This window comes from Paraburkholderia graminis C4D1M (assembly GCF_000172415.1).
In the GTDB taxonomy this organism is placed as follows: domain Bacteria; phylum Pseudomonadota; class Gammaproteobacteria; order Burkholderiales; family Burkholderiaceae; genus Paraburkholderia; species Paraburkholderia graminis.
Genome location: NZ_ABLD01000001.1, coordinates 401,480 through 417,375, shown reverse-complemented (window position 1 = coordinate 417,375; position 15,896 = coordinate 401,480). Strand labels below are relative to the sequence as shown.

The 15,896-nt window shown below is 61.7% G+C and carries 12 protein-coding genes and 1 pseudogene; 5 read left to right on the top strand and 8 right to left on the bottom strand.

The features are described 5' to 3' along the window. Positions 1 to 17: 17 nt before the first annotated feature. From BGRAMDRAFT_RS01865 to BGRAMDRAFT_RS01855, 3 genes are all read right to left on the bottom strand, one after another. Entirely contained in the window at positions 18 to 287 is a 270-nt protein-coding gene (locus BGRAMDRAFT_RS01865) for a YodC family protein (RefSeq protein WP_006046941.1), read from the bottom strand. A gap of 495 nt (positions 288 to 782) precedes the next feature. Beyond that, positions 783 to 2,387: an MFS transporter gene (locus BGRAMDRAFT_RS01860; protein WP_006046940.1), complete on the bottom strand. Its 1,605-nt coding sequence runs from the start codon at positions 2,385 to 2,387 to the stop codon at positions 783 to 785. A gap of 31 nt (positions 2,388 to 2,418) precedes the next feature. After that, a complete protein-coding gene (locus BGRAMDRAFT_RS01855; RefSeq protein ID WP_006046939.1) occupies positions 2,419 to 3,057 on the bottom strand; it encodes a TetR/AcrR family transcriptional regulator in 639 nt (212 codons plus the stop codon). Between the two features lie 451 nt (positions 3,058 to 3,508). Between BGRAMDRAFT_RS01855 and BGRAMDRAFT_RS01850 the strand changes: the two are divergent. After that, positions 3,509 to 5,924, top strand: a pseudogene (locus tag BGRAMDRAFT_RS01850) (two-partner secretion domain-containing protein). A 219-nt stretch (positions 5,925 to 6,143) separates the two neighbouring features. Continuing rightward, positions 6,144 to 7,589, top strand: a complete 1,446-nt coding sequence (locus BGRAMDRAFT_RS01845) for a DEAD/DEAH box helicase (protein ID WP_006046936.1) — start codon at positions 6,144 to 6,146, stop codon at positions 7,587 to 7,589. 76 nt (positions 7,590 to 7,665) lie between these two features. Here the strand turns inward: BGRAMDRAFT_RS01845 and BGRAMDRAFT_RS01840 are convergent, their stop codons facing one another. Then, positions 7,666 to 8,547 carry a LysR family transcriptional regulator gene (locus BGRAMDRAFT_RS01840; RefSeq protein ID WP_006046935.1) on the bottom strand — a complete coding sequence of 294 codons (882 nt, stop codon included), beginning with the start codon at positions 8,545 to 8,547 and terminating at the stop codon, positions 7,666 to 7,668. A 292-nt stretch (positions 8,548 to 8,839) separates the two neighbouring features. On the opposite strand from BGRAMDRAFT_RS01840, the gene BGRAMDRAFT_RS01835 reads away from it, so the two are divergent. Genes BGRAMDRAFT_RS01835 through BGRAMDRAFT_RS01825 form a run of 3 tightly spaced genes read left to right on the top strand, consistent with a single transcriptional unit; the run spans position 8,840 to position 10,665 of the window. Beyond that, positions 8,840 to 9,334: an SRPBCC domain-containing protein gene (locus BGRAMDRAFT_RS01835; protein ID WP_006046933.1), complete on the top strand. Its 495-nt coding sequence runs from the start codon at positions 8,840 to 8,842 to the stop codon at positions 9,332 to 9,334. A gap of 27 nt (positions 9,335 to 9,361) precedes the next feature. After that, entirely contained in the window at positions 9,362 to 9,865 is a 504-nt protein-coding gene (locus BGRAMDRAFT_RS01830; protein ID WP_006046932.1) for an SRPBCC domain-containing protein, read from the top strand. Between the two features lie 5 nt (positions 9,866 to 9,870). Beyond that, positions 9,871 to 10,665 carry an SDR family NAD(P)-dependent oxidoreductase gene (locus BGRAMDRAFT_RS01825; RefSeq protein ID WP_006046930.1) on the top strand — a complete coding sequence of 265 codons (795 nt, stop codon included), beginning with the start codon at positions 9,871 to 9,873 and terminating at the stop codon, positions 10,663 to 10,665. A 19-nt stretch (positions 10,666 to 10,684) separates the two neighbouring features. On the opposite strand, the gene BGRAMDRAFT_RS01820 is transcribed toward BGRAMDRAFT_RS01825, so the two are convergent. The 4 genes from BGRAMDRAFT_RS01820 to BGRAMDRAFT_RS01805 all read right to left on the bottom strand — a co-directional run bounded on the left by BGRAMDRAFT_RS01820 (position 10,685) and on the right by BGRAMDRAFT_RS01805 (position 15,896). Continuing rightward, positions 10,685 to 11,863: an alpha-hydroxy acid oxidase gene (locus tag BGRAMDRAFT_RS01820; RefSeq protein WP_006046929.1), complete on the bottom strand. Its 1,179-nt coding sequence runs from the start codon at positions 11,861 to 11,863 to the stop codon at positions 10,685 to 10,687. After that, positions 11,863 to 13,533: a thiamine pyrophosphate-binding protein gene (locus BGRAMDRAFT_RS01815; RefSeq protein WP_006046928.1), complete on the bottom strand. Its 1,671-nt coding sequence runs from the start codon at positions 13,531 to 13,533 to the stop codon at positions 11,863 to 11,865. Before BGRAMDRAFT_RS01815 ends, BGRAMDRAFT_RS01820 begins: the two co-directional genes overlap by 1 nt. 72 nt (positions 13,534 to 13,605) lie before the next feature. Continuing rightward, positions 13,606 to 14,976 (bottom strand): MFS transporter, encoded by a 1,371-nt coding sequence (locus BGRAMDRAFT_RS01810; RefSeq protein ID WP_006046927.1) that lies wholly within the window; start codon positions 14,974 to 14,976, stop codon positions 13,606 to 13,608. Between the two features lie 113 nt (positions 14,977 to 15,089). Continuing rightward, positions 15,090 to 15,896, bottom strand: coding sequence for an enoyl-CoA hydratase/isomerase family protein (locus BGRAMDRAFT_RS01805; RefSeq protein ID WP_006046926.1), 807 nt, complete (start codon positions 15,894 to 15,896; stop codon positions 15,090 to 15,092).

The window sequence follows — 15,896 nt, the reverse complement described above, 5'->3', positions numbered from 1 at the left end:
GCTCACAGACGACGGCCTTACGCCGCGCGGCCGATCCGATTCCACTGCACGGAGCCGGCCGGAATGCAGCGCGGCTCGGCGCGCACGCTGGAAGGCGAAAACATTTCGCGGCGCAGTTCGCCGTGGTCGTCGAACCATTCGCAGATCAGCCACTCGCCAGGATTGAGCGCCACCGGTCCCGCATACGTGACAGTCATGCGCGGGCCTCCGTCTTTCAACGTGACGACGTCGCCGGCGGTGAAGCAGGCGGGCGGCGCGGCAAGTGCGTCAATGGTAGCGGTTAGCATTTTCAATCCTCTACGGAACCGTTGGCAGTATTTGAATGATTGCGCCAGGCATCGGTCCGACTTGTTCAGGACCGACTGAAGAACACCTCTAAAGCGCGTTCAGATTAACAATCGAAATTAAAGACGGCAAGCGCTTTTTATTGAAAGCGATTTCATAGCGGCGATAAAGACATTATGACGCACTGCAATTGCGGGTTAAACCGGAGGCGCTCCCCGCAAGGCCCGCGGACAGCCGTGTGCGGGAGCGCACAGACCGCAAGAATTACTGCCACGGGCCGTGGTGCGGGTAGAAACTGCATGGCCAAAAATGCTTCATAAGTGAAACAGATTTCGGCGCGGATAACGACATGATGCTATTTGCCAGCGATTCTCAATTACCTATGAATGACTCGCTCATCGGTAAATGCGCTGCAATTAAAAATGAAAACCGTGTGAAACAGCTTAATAATTTTCGCGATGTTATAGCGATGAAATCGATTACCTGGCGCGTCGTTTTCAAAGCGTGCGCGCCGAGCGCCGCAACACGAGCTGCTGATGGCGCACGAGCAGCACGCTCAAGCCGATGCAAACAAACATCAGCACCGCGTTAATGGCCAGGCTCAACTGGAACGCGTGGGCGTACGCGGCCGGCGTCGAACCTGCGCCGCTCCCGCCGAGTGCGCCGAAGAATGCGCCGCTGATCGCTGCGGTGCCGAACGCCGAGCCGATCTGCAAGGTCGATGAAACCACGCCCGACGCAAGCCCCGCTTTTTCGGGTGCGACTTCGAGCAGCACGATGCGCATGATCGACGGTAGCAGCAAACCATGACCGACGCCCGCGCACACGAGACCCGCGTAGAACGCGAGGTCCGGCGCGGCGGCTTCGCTTGCGGCCCAGCCGGTTATCGTGAAGCCTAGCGTCATCATCGAAAAGCCCAGCGTGAGCACATGCCCGCCGATGCGCTTCACGACCGCCGGCGAAGTCAGCGGCCCGATCACGAAGCCGATCGCGAACGGCATGATGGCGATACCGGACGCGAGCGGCGTCCAGTGAAGGCCGGTTTGCAGATAGATGCCGTAGGTCAGGAAAAACGCGCTGTTGCAATAGAACAGAAACGCGAGCACGAGGCCAAGCGCGAACGCGCGGTTGCGGAACAATTGCAGATCGACGAGCGGATGCCCGCCGCCGCGCTCCACGCGCTTTTCGGTGGCGACGAAGAGCGCGAACGCCGGCACCGCGAGAGCGAACATCGCGAAGGTCCATGCGGGCCAGCCGGCATCGCGGCCGTGCGTCATCGGATAGATCACGAGCAGCAACACCGCGGAAAGCAGCGCGACGCCCTTCATGTCGAGGCCGGTGCGCGTGGCCGGCTGGTTCTCGGGCACGAACTTCCAGGTGCCGAAAAACGCCGCGACACCGATCGGAATATTGATCAGGAAGATGATTCGCCAGTCGAGGCCGAATGGGTGATACGTAATCAGCGCGCCGCCGCCGAGCTGCCCGACGATCGACGAGAGGCCGAATACGAAGCCGTAAAAACTCATCACGCGCGTTTGCTGATGCAGCGGCACGACGGCGCGGATCGTGGCGAGCACTTGCGGCGCCATGATCGCCGCGGCCATGCCCTGGACGATGCGCGAGATCACCAGCATGTGGCCGCTCGTCGCGAAACCGCACAGCGCCGACGCGATCACGAAGGCGGCCATGCCCGTCATGAACATGCGGCGCCGGCCGAACAGATCGCCGAGCCGTCCGCCGGTAATCAGCAGGACCGCGTACACCGACGCGTAGGCGGATACGACGAGTTGCAGTTGCGCGTCGGTCGCGTTCAGGCCGGTGCGAATCGACGGCAGCGCGAGGTTGACGATGAAGTAGTCGAGCGGCGCGAGAAAAGCGCCGACGAACAGCACGGCCAGTGCAAGGCCCTGGCGCGCGAAGCGCGGCGCGGGCGGGTCGGCCGCAGGCGCGGTGTGCGCGCCGTGCGCGGCGCTCGCCGCAACCGAGCCGGGACACACGGCGACACGCGAGGCGCTGCAACCTGCTGCGCGTGACACGCCGGCCAACGCAGCGGACGAAGAGGACGAGATAGACGAAGACGGCGAAACAGGCTCAGATTTCATGACTGATCGTTCAATAAATCGGCAAAAAAATTTAGACGAGGGCTCGCATCGCGACATCGACGATACCGGTCAGCGCGTCTTCCTTATGGGCGACGCGGCCCAGCACGCGCAGACCCTGCATGACGCACAGCAGGAAATCGCCGACGGCTTTTTCGTCGAGCGTGGAATTGAATGCGCCGCTTGCCTGACCGCGGATCACCGATGCCGCCAGCAACGTAGCCATGCGGCGCTGAATGGCGGCGACGCGGCTGCGCAACTCGTCGTCGCCGGGCTGCATTTCGAGCGTGGTGTTGGTGATGAAGCAGCTCCGCTCGCCGGACAACCCGCACGCGACCCGCGCGTAATGCAGCAATGCATTGCGCAGCGCCTCTTCCGGCGGCACCGGCGCGTTCAGCCGCTCGGCGAGACGCGCCACCGAGCCCTCGGCGTAATGATCGAGCGCGGCGAGCATGATGCCGTGCTTGTCGCCGAATACGCCGTACAGACTGCCCCGCTGCAGACCGGTGGCTTTGCAAAGGTCGTCGATGGAGGTGGCGTGATAGCCGTGGTTCCAGAACACCTGGCTTGCGCTGGCGAGCACGGCGTGCGTGTCGAACTCGCGTGGCCGGCCGCGCGAGCCGATAGGCCCCGCCTTCTTCGGCGAGGAATGGGGTTGACCGGTTGGCTTCATGCAACCGATATTATGACTAACCGTTCAACAAATCAACCCGGAATCTCGTAGGCTGCGCGGCGCGTGCATTGTCACTTGTCCCTGCACAATAGACCGCAAAAATTGAGCAATAGACTCGGAAACGCCGCGGGACTGCCGCGCGTTAGGCCTCGAAAAATGGAAGCTGTTTTGAATCTTTGGTTGTCGGCTGCTTTCGCGCAGGGTCGACCATGGATACTCACCGTTGCAATAGTTCCAGACGTCTTTGCCTCGCCCGCAGAGCCGCACCGACGCTCGATCAGCGTCTTTGGCTCTTGCGACAATAAGGCGCAAATAAGGCGCAAAACGCAGAGATATCGGCAGGCATGCACAGGGCCAGCAGCTATTCTTCAGACGCTGTGACCAACGCATTTGCGCTCGGCTCTGCGGGTCATCTGCAGCCCTTCCGCTCGTACGCGGAGAAGGGGGGTGTATGTCACATCCAAAACTTGCTCGGCCTGCGCGACGCACACTGCGGCGTCAACATTCAAACGCAGCCTTCCTGCTGGCCATCGGCATTTCGCTGAGTGGGCTGTCCCTGACACCTGTGGCGCTCGCGGCGGGCGGCCTTCCACAAGGCGGCACATATGTGGCCGGCACCGGCGCGATCGCAAGCCAGGGCAACGGCCTCCTGATCACGCAGCCAGGTTCAACGCGCGGGGTGATCGACTGGAACAGCTTTTCGATCGGCAAAACCAACAGCGTCACGTTCGATAACGGCTCCGGCGCGACGCTGAACCGGGTGACGGGTGGTTCACCCTCTGCCATCCTCGGCAGGCTCGGTGCGACGGGCAGCGTCTATTTGATCAATCCGCAGGGAATCGTCGTCGGACCATCGGGCGTTATTACGACCGGCGGACGTTTCGTTGCGTCGACGCTGGACATCTGCAACGACGCGTTCATGCAGGGCAGCGGATCGCTCACGCTGTCGGGCACCTCGAACGCATCCGTGATCAATCTCGGCAAGATCAGTTCGAGCGGCGGCGACATATTCCTGATTGCGCGACACGACGTCGTCAACGCCGGCACGGTCGCAGCGCTCAACGGCACGGCGGAGCTGGCCACGGGCGAGCAGGTGCTGCTGCAGGATTCGGCCGGCAGCAAGCAGGTGTTCGTGCAGACAGGCAGTCAGGGCACGGTCTCCAACAAGGGGCGGATAACCGCCGCTCAGATCAGTCTGCAGGCCGCCGACGGCAATGTGTATGCGTTGGCGGGAAGAGGCACGCGTATCCGCGCGACGGGCACCGCGAGCCGCGACGGCCATGTGTGGCTCGTCGCCGACAGCGGCCGTGTCGGGCAGTTCGGCAAGATCGCCGCAAGCAACGCCGACGGCAGCGGCGGAACGGTCGACATGCAAGCGGCGCAACTGGAATTGGGCGGGCACGCGGTGGTGCATGCACGCCAGTGGAATCTCTCGACGCCTGCTTTCACAATCGACGGCGCCGCTGCGCATGCGTTGCGGCGCAGCCTGAACTCGGGCACCTCTGTCGATATCACCGCGACGGGTGCCAACGGCGCGACGGGCGACCTGGGTGTCGCATCGAGCGTGCGCTGGCACGGTCCCGCTTCTCTCACGCTTGCCGCCTACCACGACGTCTCCATAGCGACGAGTACCACCCTCGCGAACGACGGCGCAGGCAATCTGACCTTGCGCGCCGACGCATCGGGCATCGACAACGGCGGCAGCGTCATCAACAACGGCACGATCGACTGGTCGAAGAGTACGGGCATCGTCCGCGCGCTCTACGACATGAACGGCAGCTATACCGCCGGGGATAAACCTCGCAAACGCCGCATGGACAGCGGCTCCGTATAGCGGTCTCGTCACGCAGGTGACCGGCTATAAGCTGGTCAATTCGTTGACCGACCTGCAGAACGTCTCGCTCGACCTCGCGGGCAACTATGCGGTGGGCAAAGATCTCGACGCCAGTGCGACCGATACCTCATTCGCTTTCTCTTCGCTCGGCAATGCCACCACTCCCTTCTCCGGACAATTCGACGGCATGGGCCACGTTATAGACAGGTTTTCACAGCGCGAACAAGGTTCGCCGGTGCCGGGGCTGGGACTGTTCGGTGTGATCGGGCCGACGGGAGTCGTGCGCAATGTGGGGATGACGAATGCGAAGCTCAGCACGTATGTCTATTTTCCAGCGGGAATCGCTTTCGGCATTCTGGCCGGCCTGAACCAGGGCACGATCACGTACGCCTATACGAGCGGGACGCGCGGCACCGCATCGTTCGAAGGTGCGACGAGCGGTGGACTGGTGGGACGCAACGACGGCCTGATCGAGCGCTCGTGGAGCAGCGCGTTCGTCGGGTCGGCCGGTTTGCTCGGCGGACTGGTCGGCCTCAATGAAGGGACAATTCTGCAATCCTATGCAACCGGCGTTGCGAGTGCGGGCAATCACGGCGTGGCCGGAGCGCTGGCAGGCTTCAACGGCGGTAGCATCTCCCAGTCGTATGCAACGGGCACCTCATATGGCAGTCTGAGCACCGGCGGCCTCGTCTATGAGAACGCCGGCACAATCGAGCAGTCGTTTGCGGCCGGGCTGGTGCAAGGTTATTGCTGCGCGCCGCCGGATACGCCCACCAGCTTCGGCGGCATCGCGGCGTACAACCACCCGGACCCCAACGCGGGGATCTCCGCCAACGTCTACTGGGACAAACAGACGACGACCCGCAGCGTCAGCGCCGGAACCGGCCCGCAACTGCCGGCATCCAACGGCCTCACCACCGCGCAGATGAGCGATCCGGCAAGCTTCGTCGGCTGGGACTTCGGACCGACCGGCGCGTGGGTCATGCCGGCCGGCGCGAGTCACCCTGTCCTGCGCTGGCAACCGGGCCATTAACCGGGCTATTGGCCGACCTATTCACTTTCGCACCGAGCCGCCCTTCCTTCATCCTGGCGGGATGTGCCTGGTTGCGGCCAGTGGCGCCTTTGCTGTTGATGCAATTTGCGCTGCCGCTGGCGGCAATACTGCTCAACGGTGTCTCGTAGTACAGCTTGCCAGCGCGGCGCAATCAGGCGGTAACCGCTAGAATCTGCGGTTTTAGACAGGAATACGCCAATGTCTTTTGCGTCGCTTGGCCTGATCGATCCCTTGCTGCGTAACATGCGGGACCTCAATTACCAGACACCTACGCCGGTGCAGGCCAAGGCGATTCCTGCTGTGCTCAGTGGCAAGGACGTCATGGCTGCGGCACAAACCGGTACTGGAAAAACGGCGGGTTTTGCGCTGCCGCTGTTGCAACGGCTGGGGCAACAGGGCCCGGCGGTGTCGAGCAACCGCGCGCGTGTTCTGGTGCTGGTGCCCACCCGTGAACTGGCTGAACAAGTGCTGCAAAGCTTTATCGATTACGGTAAAGGCCTCGATTTACGATTTCTGGCCGCCTACGGCGGTGTGAGCGTCAACCCGCAGATGATGAAGTTGCGCAAAGGCGTCGACGTGCTCGTTGCCACGCCGGGCCGTTTGCTCGATCTCAATCGCCAGAACGCAGTGCAGTTCGATCAGGTACAAACGCTGGTACTGGATGAAGCCGACCGCATGCTGGATCTGGGCTTTGCGCGCGAGCTCAACGCTGTGTTCGCTGCGTTGCCCGCAGAGCGCCAGACGTTGCTGTTCTCCGCCACGTTTACGGATGATATCCGCGCCCTGGCGGCGGGCATTCTGCGTGGCCCCGTCGACATCAGCGTCAGCCCGCCCAATGCCACGGCCAGCAAAATCAGGCAGTGGGTGGTGCCGGTGGATAAAAGGAACAAGCCTGATCTCTTCATGCACCTTGTGGCTCAGAACAACTGGGAGCACGCGCTGGTGTTCGTCAAGACCCGCAATGGCGTGGATTACCTGGCGGCCATGCTGGATGAAGCGGGCTATGCGGTCGACACCATCCACGGCGACAAACCGCAACCCGCGCGCATGCGTGCGCTCGAGCGCTTCAAGACGGGCGAAGTCAATATGCTGGTCGCCACCGATGTGGCTGCGCGCGGGCTGGATATCGACGACCTGCCGCTGGTGATCAACGTTGATCTGCCGATCGTGGCGCAAGACTATGTGCACCGCATTGGCCGTACCGGCCGCGCTGGCGCCAGCGGCGTAGCGGTGTCCCTTGTGTGTGCCGACGAAGCGCCGCAACTGGCCGCGATTGAAGCGCTGATCCGGCAAACGCTGCGCCGTGAAGAGGAGCCGGGTTTTGAAGCCGAACACCGCGTGCCGCAAACCAGTGCGATGGGCGAGACCATCAAGAAACCCAAAAAGCCCAAGAAGCCCAAAGCGCCACAGGCTGCGCCGGGCGCCAGCCAACTGACCAGCAAAAAGCCGCGCCCGCAAATTGGCGAAAACAAACGCAAGCCTGCGGCGCAGCGCGCAGTGGCCGCGGATAAAGCCACAAGGTTGTCCAGCGGTAGTCCATTCAGCGTGCAAAAGCCGCGCAGCAAAGCCGCCAGCAAACCAGTTGCGAATTCAGCCAAGCCGGCTGGCAAACTCGCTGGTGGCCGCGGCAAACGCCAACCCTGATCCGTGGGGATGAGTAAGCGCAGCCCTGGAACAGCGTGGCGGCATGCGGCCAGCTTGCAGGCAAACCGTCCTGGAGCTAGATCCGCTCCGCGAGCGCACCGGCCAGAAAATCCGTCGCACTGCGCACGCGGGTCGGCACAAACCGTCGCTTGGGCCAGATCAAGCTGACCTCCCTTGGCTGCTGCACGAAATCATCCAGTACGGTGACGATGTCCGATTGCTGGAACTCGCCGACCAGCGAAGCGCGGTGAAACATGCCGATGCCGACGCCGGCCAGCACGCCCGCAAGAATCGTCTCCACGCTATTGGACGACAGATTGCCCCGCACCGGCAAATTGAACGGCCCCTGCGGCCCGGCGAACGGCCAGTCCGTCATCTCGCGATAGACCAGACAGTTGTGATCCGCGAGATCGGCAGGAGTACGAGGTACACCGTGCTGCTCGAAATAACGGCGCGATCCGGCGCACACGAGTGAGGTGGCAGCCACACGACGCACCACCGAATCGGGCTCTTCAACGGGACTCACGCGAATCGCAAGATCGATCCTGTCTTCCACCATATCCCGCACGGCGTCCGACAGCACCATATCGATCCGCAAGCCAGGATGTCGCGCCAGCAATCCGGGAATCAGTGGAAGCACGTGCAGGCGACCGAACGTCGACGGCGCCGCGATCCTGATGAGGCCCGAAACCTCGAGCGTGGTGCTGGTCAGCTCGCTATCCGCGACCTGGATCTCGTCCACCAGTGGACGCATGCGGTCGTAGTACAGCCGCCCCTGATCGGTCAGCGTCACCTTGCGCGTACTGCGACGGAGCAGCGCCACGCCGAGGCGCTTTTCCAGCGCGTTCACGGCCTTACTGATGGCGGACTGCGACTCGCCAATCCTTCGCGCGGCTGCGGAAAAGCCGCTTGCCTCCACGACGGCAAAAAATGCGTTCAATTCGTCAAACCGATCCATCCCGCGACTCCGGCTACGTCCATTCGTCAACTAATTCCAGTTTGGAATAGATCCTATGATAGTTAGCGTGATTATCATTCGATTCGGCGCAAATTACTATTCTCCGCAAGCTAACTCAAAGCAGGAGAACAAAGATGAACGGGGCTCGCTCCGCGTAGGCGGCTCGCTCGTACAGGCGAGAGGCCGCAACTGGGCGCCGCTCATCTTCCAGGATCTCATCAAACCCGAGTGAGTCCCGCGCCGGGCCTCACTCGGCAGCATCAATCCATCGCTCACCCGTTAGAGAACCACCATGTACGAAACAATCAAGTGGCCCGAGGAGATGAAACCGAGCCGCTCTCCGATCCATTTCACCAACGAGCTCGAGGTCTCGGCATCCGTCGAAACAATCTGGTCCCTGCTCACCGATTTCGACTCCTGGCCAGCTTTCTATCCCGGCGTTCAGCACGTGCAGCCGCTTGACGGAGGCGATCACTTTGGCCTTGGTACGACATTCGAGACGAACCTCGCCGGCCAGGACGTCTTCGCATCCGTGCAGGAGTTCGAGCCGATGACCCGCATCGCGTGGGGCGGCTATCCCAAGGTCTCCACAACGTCCAGGGCCTACCACGCCTGGATCATCACGCCTACCGCAAGCGGGTGTCATCTGTGGACCGAAGAGACGATGCAGGGACCGCACTGGCTGGAACTCGCGAAGCAGGCACCCGATGTGTTCTGGCTCACCCACGAGAAGCTGCTCAGGAACCTCGCGGAGATCGCCACCGCGCGTGAGCATTCCCGCGGCTAACCCAACCGAAAAAGAGGGATTCGATACATGATCGACAAAGTCAACTGGCCGGAACGCTATGACCCGCGTACCTCGGCAATTTACGCGCTCAACGACATCGACGTGAAAGCGCCACCGCAAGTGGTTTGGAAACTGCTCGTCGACGCGGAGCGCTGGTCGCGATACTTTCCGGCCGAAGATCAGGTCCGGATATTGTCCGGCGAGTCGGAACTCGCGCTCGGCACACGCTACAGCCGCGTGACGGTCGGCTATCCGATGTCACTGGTCGTCACTGAATGCGTGCCGAATCGCCGGCTCGCGTGGGCCACAACGGTCGATGGCGATGAAACGGGTTCGAGCGCCTATCACGGCTGGGTGATCACGCCAACGAAAGAAGGTTGTCACCTGCTGACCGAAGAGACACAGCAAGGCCAGTTCTTTGTGGAACTGATCGGTAGCAGACATCCTGGCGCGCTCTATCGCTATCACCAGGATTGGGTCGAGTGCCTTGCCCGGGCCGCCGAAGCAGAACTAGAAGCAGAACGGAGATAAGCGCTATGAAGATCGAACTCAATGGCCGCAAGGCAATCGTTACGGGCTCCACTGCCGGCATCGGACGGGCAATTGCCGAAGGGCTCGCGCGCGCGGGCGCTGCGGTCGTACTTAATGGCCGAACCCAGGAGCGGGTCGATGCTGCGCTGCGCGAGATGCGCGCCATTCTGCCGACTGCGGAATTGACCGGCATTGCCGCCGACGTCGCGACACCCGAACGCTGCGCGGCCCTGTTTGCACACGCGCCGGAGGCCGACATTCTTGTCAACAACGCAGGGACAGCGCGGCTAAACGACTTTTTCGCACAGGACGACAGCGAATGGCTCGACCTCTTCCAGCTCAACGTGATGAGCGGCGTTCGCACCGCCCGCTATTACGTGCCCAAAATGGCGAAGCAGGGCTGGGGGCGCGTCGTGTTCGTCAGTAGCGAGTCAGGGCTGAATATCCCGAAAGAAATGATCGACTACGGCGTGACCAAGACCGCGATGCTCGCGGTGTCGAGGGGGCTGGCCGAACTGGTTGCCGGTACAGGCGTGACCGTCAATGCCGTGCTGCCCGGCCCGACCAACTCTGAGATCCTTTCGAACTGGATGAAGGCGACCGCGCGAGAGCAAGGGATCACGCAAGAGCAGGCTGAACAACAGTTCCTGAAGAACTCGCGGCCCACATCGCTGATCAATCGTTTCGCCACTACGGACGAAGTTGCGAACATGGTTGTGTATGCATGCTCTGAGCAGGCGTCCGCAACGACGGGTGCAGCGTTGCGTGTCGATGGGGGCGTGGTTCGTTCAATTGCGTGATTGCATGGGCAGATATTCACTATCCATGAGCCGCATGCCACGACTCACGCGAAACCTGCACAACAAAGTCCCTATTGAGCTTCTCGATCCTCGGACATCCCAGCAATGCGAGGTCTACGTCGATCTCTCTTCTTAGCAACTGCAACGCATGCCGAACGCCCGCATGACCGCCGACGGCCAGGCCGTACATCGCTGGTCTGCCCACGAGGACCATACGCGCTCCCAGCGACAGCGCCTTTATAACGTCTGTGCCGCGGCGAACGCCACTGTCGAGGATAACCGGCATGTCGCCGGCAACGGCAGTAATGGCCGGAAGCGCATCGAGCGTTGCAAGCGCGCCGTCGAGCTGCCGCCCGCCGTGATTAGAGACAATAATGCCGTCCGCGCCTGCCTGTTTGGCCCGCAGGGCATCGTCGGGATGAAGGATTCCCTTCACCACCAGAGTCCCTTTCCACTGACTTCGAATCCAGTGGATGTCGTTCCAGCAGAGCGCTGCACGGCCACTGCGGTGGTCGCCGGTCGCGCCGGTGATGATCGGTCCGCCCCGGTTGGCCGTGAAGTTTTCGAAATGCGGAACACCTTGCGTAAGCAGCGTGCGTCCAAACGTCGACAGAAGCCATCTGGGCCTTGCCAGACCACCATAGACCAGGCGGCGGCTTAGCCGCAGCGGTACGCTGAAACCGTTGCGCAGTTCGTTTTCCCGTTGCGCGGCCAATGGCACGTCAACAGTAATCACAAGAACACCGAACCCGGCCCTTTCGATACGCGCGAGCAATGGCGTGATCGTCGATCGGTCGGCACTCAAATACCCCTGATACCAACTGCCGGGTGCTGCCATTGCCACCTTTTCGAGGGGAACGGTCGACGCTGCGCTCAGAACGAAGGGCACTTTCGCGTCGCGAGCGGCCGCCGCGAGTTGCAGGTCACCCTCATAGGCACAGAGCCCGGCGAGCCCCATCGGCGCTATTCCCACCGGCGACGTGTAACGTTGCCCAAAAATCTCCACTTCCTGCGAGCGCTCGGCGACGCCAGTAAGCATTCTCGGTACGAGTACCCAGCGATTGAAAGCCGTGCGGTTTCCCACTACGGCGCGGTGGTCTTCCGCCCCACCGCTTACATAGCCGAAAATGCTGGCCGGCAGCCGCCGGGACGCGCTTCGCTCCAGGTCCGCGATCGACAGGTGATTGCTGAGACGCATCAGACCCCCGGACCGATAATCATATTTGGCGTGAGCAGGTTGGGATCGGTGCGCAGGACGAGAACTGCCGGGCGGCCTGCCTCGCGTGCGCGTTGGAATGCGTCTGGAAAGTCCACCGTGCGCTCAACGCTTTCCGCGTAAGCACCATAAGCGCGGGCAAGTCCGACAAAATCGGGACTCTGCAATGTCGTGCCAATGACCCGTCCAGGATAGTGACGATGCTGATGCATTCGAATGCTGCCGTACATGCCGTTATCGACAACGATCACAATGACTCGCGCATCGTACTGCACGGCAGTTGCCAGTTCCTGACCGGTCATGAGGAAGCATCCATCTCCAGCGAAACAGACCGCAGGCCGATCAGGTTTCTGAAGCGCCGCGGCGATGGCGGCGGGCAATCCATATCCCATCGCGCCACTCGTTGGAGCAAGCTGAGTGCGCCAACCGCGATAACGGAAGAATCGTTGAACCCAGAGTGTATAGTTGCCCGCGCCGTTGCTTACGATCGCATCCTCGGGCAACGCTTCGTCGATGTGAGCCATGACAGCGCCCAGATCGATTGAACCGCTATTAGGGGGAGGCGCGCGTCGAGCCTCATAGTCGGCGTGCGCGGCCTGCGTCCAATCGGTCCACACGGGCTTGTTCGGCGATTCAAGCCTGGCGACGGCGCGCGCGAATTCCGCCATACCCGAATTGATGGGGAGATCCGCCCGGTACACACGTCCCAGTTCGTTCGCGTCGCGATGCACATGCACGAGCTTCACTGCGGGCGTTGGGATAGAAAAAAGCTCGTAGCCGAGGGTGCTCGTCTCGCCGAGGCGAGGTCCAATCGCAAGCAGCAAATCCGCTTCCCGTAAGCGCGCGGCAAGCGCCGGGTCCATTCCCAGACCCGCTTCGCCGGCGTAATGTCGATCGCGGTTGTCATACAGGTCTTGTCGCCGGAATGTGCAGACAACCGGCAAATCGAACCTGGTCACGAACTGGCGGAGATCGTCGCAGGCCTCGCGGCTCCAGGCCCCGCCGCCGAGAAGAACGATCGGCTTGCATGCCTCGGACAGCAGCTTCTCAACGCGGGCCAACTGTTCGCTCGCCGGTTGCATGGTGATCGTCTGATAAGGGAGTGGGGGCACGGCCTTTTCTACTGGTGCGGTTTCAACGAGCATGTCTTCCGGCAAGGCGATCACCACAGGCCCCGGACGACCCGACGTTGCGACGTGGAAGGCGCGGCTGATCAACTCGGGGATCCGGGCTGCCGAATCGATTTGAGTGACCCACTTGGCCACCTGACCAAACATCTGCCGGTAGTCGATTTCCTGCCACGCTTCCCTCTCGAGCGTATCGCGTGCGACTTGCCCAACAAAAACGATCATGGGCGTGGAATCTTGCCGCGCGGTGTGTATTCCGATTGATGCGTTTGTCGCCCCTGGCCCTCGCGTCACGAAACAGACGCCAGGTCGATTGGTCAGCTTGCCATGCGCCTCCGCCATGTTCGCGGCTCCACTCTCGTGCCTGCAAACCACGAGCTTGATGTCATCTGCGACATCGTACAGAGCGTCCAGCACCGCCAAAAAGCTCTCGCCTGGAACGGTGAAGATCGTGTTGACCGACTGCGCACGCAATGCATCGACCAGGATGCGTGCGCCGGTAATGTCCCGGTTTTCGTTTGCCATACGTGTCTTTTGAAAAACAGTCAGAGTTTCGTCAGTCGCCCGTCCAGCACCAAAGCTTCGCATCGCTAATCGTCACGCTCCAGGCATGCCGGCTTCGCTTCTTCGGCTCGCCTCCAGATTGCCTCGTGTTTCCGGGACGATGAATGCCCCGACGAGGAAGAGCGCCGAAACACCGAGAAGAAACCACGACAGCGTCGCGGGCAACTGCTGCTCGCTTGCTGAGAGAAGCGAGACGAACGTCGGCATCATGCCGCCAAGCGCAAATCCGATATTCCACGAAAGCCCGGTGCCGCTCGCCCGAATCGCTGTGGGGAAGCGCTCATTCAGAAAGATCAGCAGCGGCGCGTAACTTGCCCCGCCTAGAACTGCGAGGAGCAGCGTGTAGCCCGCCAATAGAGGCACGCTGTCTGTCTTCGTCATCAATATGTACAGGATGGGAAGCAGTGCAAGGCGCAGAACGCCCGCTCCGATGAATACTTTCTTTCGGCCGAAAAAGTCACTCGCCGCACCGATTGCTATCGCTGCTGCTATTGAAAGCAAACCAGTCGCCATGAGAATGGTTGAAGTCGTACCGTTCGGCAGGTGCTTGACGACCTTCAGGAAGGTCGGCAAATAGCCAGAGCAGAGGTAATAACCCGCACCGCTAGACGTTGTCATGATGACGTTGACGATCATGACCCGGCGATATTCGGAGGAAAAGAGTGTTCGCAGCGGCGAAGATTGCTTCGACACGGCGGCCTTGCGTGCAGCCTTTCGCGCATGCTGCTCTTTCCAGAACGGAGACTCCTCGAGTCTCAGGAACAACAGCGCGCCGAGGAGCGAGGTTATCAATCCGGCAAAGAACATGACGCGCCATCCCCACACTTCGAATTGCGGACCCGGAAACAGCGCCGACGCGATGAAAAAGACAATAGAGGCAAGCAGTCCGCCGATGCCGGCCCCACCCCCGCCGATCAGGCCCGAAACCGCGCCTCGCCAGTGAGGCGGCACGGATTCCGTCCCCAACGTGTGCGAGGAAGCAACGACACCGCCCACAAACACGCCCTGCACCAGGCGAAGAAGCACAAACAGGATGGGCGCTATGACACCAGCCTGTGCAATCGTCGGCAGCGTCCCAAACACGGCCGTGCTTATGCCCACGCCGAACACGGCAATCTGCATTGCACGCTTGCGCCCATTCCGGTCCGCGTACGATCCAAAGAGAGCGGAGCCGATGGGCCGCATCAGCAGCGTCACGGCGAACGACGCATACACGCCTGCGAGAGACAGCGTTGGATGATCCGATGGAAAGAACAGTTTGCCGACGACAGGCGCGACATACAGCAGAATGAACAGGTCAAACAGGTCGAGCGCCCATCCAAAACAGGATGCGGCGGCGGCTATAACAATGCTTCTATTGCTTTGCGTCGCCGTATTCCGCGCGCCAGCTAATGTCGTTTCCATCAATTGTCTCCTTCAATGTACGTCGCCAGAAACGTCAAGGTGTTGCCGGTAGCCGTTGTCCGCGGCGTCATGTTTGTTTGTTGTTGTGCTGCGGATGGCTGAGTGCTTCGGGCCTAGCTGCCGCGAAACACCGGTTTGCGCTTGCCGTGGAAAGCCTCCACTCCCTCGCGGAAATCGTCCGACGCGCGCAGCCGGCTATAGCAATGCCCTTCGAGTTCGATCGCAATCGAGAGCGGCGAGTCTTCCGTATCGTTCAGCAGCTTCTTCGCGGTGCGTTGCGCGAGCGGCGAGAACGCGCGCAGTTCGTCGACGAGCGCATCGGTCGCCGACTCCAGTTCCGCATCGGCTACGCAGTCCACCGCGATGCCCCAGTCGTACGCCTGCTTGCCCGGGATGCGGCGCGAGCGCATCACGATGTCCTTCGTGCGGCCGATGCCGACCATCGACTGCAAACGCGCCGAGCCGCCCGAGCCGGGAATCTGGCCGAGCTTCTGCTCCGGCAGCGCATAAAACGTCGTATCGGTGACGATGCGGAAATCGCATGCCAGCGACAACTCGAAGCCCACGCCGAAGCAGAAGCCGCGATTCGCCGCGATCACCGGTTTCGAGCAGCGCGCGGGCGCCGCGATATTCCACGCGAGCTTCGATACGTGTTCCGGCGACGCTTCCAGAAAGCCCTTGATGTCGCCGCCGCTCGAGAAGTGCTCCCCCTTCGCGCGCACGACGATCACGCGCACGCGGTCGTCCTCGTCGAGGGCTTCGAACACGGCGCGCAACTGGTCGCGTGCGTGCATCGAAATGACGTTGAACGGCGGACGGTGCAGCACGATGTCCGCGCGCTCGCGCTGCGCGTCGATGTCGACCGAGAAGCCGTCGAGATCTTGCAGCAGCGTCTGGCCGCGGTGGTTGAGATCGCTCAT

Coding starts and splice junctions, on each gene's coding strand:
- BGRAMDRAFT_RS01865 (WP_006046941.1), bottom strand. CDS start 287: ATGCTAACCGCTACCATTGACGCACTTGCCGCGCCGCCCGCCTGCTTC.
- BGRAMDRAFT_RS01860 (WP_006046940.1), bottom strand. CDS start 2,387: ATGAAATCTGAGCCTGTTTCGCCGTCTTCGTCTATCTCGTCCTCTTCG.
- BGRAMDRAFT_RS01855 (WP_006046939.1), bottom strand. CDS start 3,057: ATGAAGCCAACCGGTCAACCCCATTCCTCGCCGAAGAAGGCGGGGCCT.
- BGRAMDRAFT_RS01845 (WP_006046936.1), top strand. CDS start 6,144: ATGTCTTTTGCGTCGCTTGGCCTGATCGATCCCTTGCTGCGTAACATG.
- BGRAMDRAFT_RS01840 (WP_006046935.1), bottom strand. CDS start 8,547: ATGGATCGGTTTGACGAATTGAACGCATTTTTTGCCGTCGTGGAGGCA.
- BGRAMDRAFT_RS01835 (WP_006046933.1), top strand. CDS start 8,840: ATGTACGAAACAATCAAGTGGCCCGAGGAGATGAAACCGAGCCGCTCT.
- BGRAMDRAFT_RS01830 (WP_006046932.1), top strand. CDS start 9,362: ATGATCGACAAAGTCAACTGGCCGGAACGCTATGACCCGCGTACCTCG.
- BGRAMDRAFT_RS01825 (WP_006046930.1), top strand. CDS start 9,871: ATGAAGATCGAACTCAATGGCCGCAAGGCAATCGTTACGGGCTCCACT.
- BGRAMDRAFT_RS01820 (WP_006046929.1), bottom strand. CDS start 11,863: ATGCGTCTCAGCAATCACCTGTCGATCGCGGACCTGGAGCGAAGCGCG.
- BGRAMDRAFT_RS01815 (WP_006046928.1), bottom strand. CDS start 13,533: ATGGCAAACGAAAACCGGGACATTACCGGCGCACGCATCCTGGTCGAT.
- BGRAMDRAFT_RS01810 (WP_006046927.1), bottom strand. CDS start 14,976: ATGGAAACGACATTAGCTGGCGCGCGGAATACGGCGACGCAAAGCAAT.
- BGRAMDRAFT_RS01805 (WP_006046926.1), bottom strand. CDS start 15,896: ATGAGCGATCTCAACCACCGCGGCCAGACGCTGCTGCAAGATCTCGAC.